This is a genomic window from Desulfobotulus alkaliphilus (genome assembly GCF_007830435.1).
Taxonomy (GTDB): domain Bacteria; phylum Desulfobacterota; class Desulfobacteria; order Desulfobacterales; family ASO4-4; genus Desulfobotulus; species Desulfobotulus alkaliphilus.
Genome location: NZ_VLLC01000037.1, coordinates 1 through 1,712, shown reverse-complemented (window position 1 = coordinate 1,712; position 1,712 = coordinate 1). Strand labels below are relative to the sequence as shown.

Here is a 1,712-nt window from a genome sequence, read left to right as displayed (position 1 = left end):
CGCCACTCCGGAGCTGTATGGTTTTCTGGTTAACAGGTAAAAAGATGTGTTATCCAGATAGAATTTTATGGTCTTATGCTTATTGACTTGGCTGACTTCAAAAAAACTTGAAGGTTATACGGATCAGCACAATATTATGTTATGCACACAAAGAATAAGGAGTGGCCACATGGCATTGCCCGAAGCCCTGCAAGGTGATAGTTGGACAAAAAAGACAGCACGAGCGGCGCTGCCGATCCTTATTTGGTGTGCGAAGAATGGAAGAGCAATTACCTATGGGCGGCTCGATCAGGAGATCGTAAATCGGGGGCTAGGCCATCATGTTATGGCAGTTCAATATGGCTACCCAGCCGGCGCAATCGGGAGTGCACTGATCGAGACGGAAGAAAAATGGGGTGAGCCGATCCCACCGTTGAACGCAATCGTCGTGAACGCAAGCAATGGCCTTCCCGGAAAAGGGGTGAACTACTACCTTGAAAGATATTATGAGCCAGATGAAAGCGTTGACGATATGTCTGAAGATGAGAAGCGGGCTGTCGTTGAGGAAATTCACGAAGACATATTTGCTTATCAGCACTGGGACGACGTACTGAAAGAATATGGGCTTCGCCCCATTCGGGATGGCATTGCGGAAGAGGCGGGAGACGCAGATGAGATCGAGACGCCCGGCAGGGGAGGATGGTCTTCAGAGGGAGAAAGCAAACAACACAAGAAGGTGAAAGAATTTGTCGCCGCAAACCCGCAGGTAGTTGGTCTTACGAGAAACAATAGCCGAGGAAAAACGGAATACCTGTTCGCCTCCGGTGACAAGGCGGACGTCGTCTTTGAAACCGAAAATGGATACCTCGGCGTAGAGGTGAAGTCCATCATCTCAAATGATCCAGACTTGAATCGCGGGATCTTCCAGGCCGTCAAATATCAAGCACTTCTGCGCTCCGAGCAAAAAGCGGTTCTCTCTCCCCCAACCGCACGAGCCGTGCTCGTAACGGAGCGTTCACTTCCTGCGGCATTACAGAATCTCGCAGACGTTCTCGGAATAGTCGTCTACGTCGTTTCCGTCAACAGCGCATAACAACGCCATGAACGCGGACAGCCAAAAGCGGCGCTCCTTCGTCGCCCCCCTTTTGGCTGCCGGTTATGGCGAACGTTGGGCGGCTGAGCCATAAGAAGGGGCAAAGGAATACACTACTATGAAGATAGCTATTGTAGGATTAGGCCACATAGCCCAGTTTCAGCTAGATGCGTTAGGACATCTGGATGACATTAGCCTTGTTGGTGCTCATGACGTCAATCTTGACCAGGCAAAGTTGCTTCCGGCGTCGGTTCGTTTTTATAACACTCTTGATTCTCTCTTGACCGAATGTGAGGCGGACTTAATTCTGGTTTCGACGCCAAACATAACCCATTACCGATTGGGCAAACAAGTTCTGGAATACGACCGTTCTCTGCTCTTGGAGAAGCCTTGCTGCCAGACCGAAGCAGAAATGGCCGACTAACAACTGTAGGACACCCACTTGGCTGTTTACATCCACCCTCTTTTCATCTATATTTTCTTTAAAAACAGTTCCATTCCTTAAGACAATGGAGGCCGCCATGACCTATCCTCGCTCTAGTCTTATCAGCCTTGAAAGTACCCCTTGGTATCACTGTGTCTGTCGTTGCGTCCGCAGGGCCTTCCTCTGTGGCAAAGACAAACAGTCCGGCATGGACTT

2 protein-coding genes are annotated in these 1,712 nt (G+C 49.8%); both read left to right on the top strand.

What is annotated here, in order from left to right:
- The first annotated feature begins 169 nt into the window (after positions 1-169).
- Positions 170-1,072, top strand: a complete 903-nt coding sequence (locus LZ24_RS14990) for a hypothetical protein (RefSeq protein ID WP_144686540.1) — start codon at positions 170-172, stop codon at positions 1,070-1,072.
- Positions 1,073-1,190: 118 nt separating this feature from the next.
- The gene (locus LZ24_RS14985) at positions 1,191-1,496 is read left to right on the top strand and encodes a Gfo/Idh/MocA family protein (RefSeq protein ID WP_246118612.1); all 306 of its coding nucleotides are present in this window, start codon (positions 1,191-1,193) and stop codon (positions 1,494-1,496) included.
- The last annotated feature ends 216 nt before the right edge of the window (positions 1,497-1,712 follow it).

Excerpts from the sequence above, each read along its gene's own strand:
- LZ24_RS14990 (WP_144686540.1), top strand. The coding sequence starts at position 170 with ATGGCATTGCCCGAAGCCCTGCAAGGTGATAGTTGGACAAAAAAGACA.
- LZ24_RS14985 (WP_246118612.1), top strand. The coding sequence starts at position 1,191 with ATGAAGATAGCTATTGTAGGATTAGGCCACATAGCCCAGTTTCAGCTA.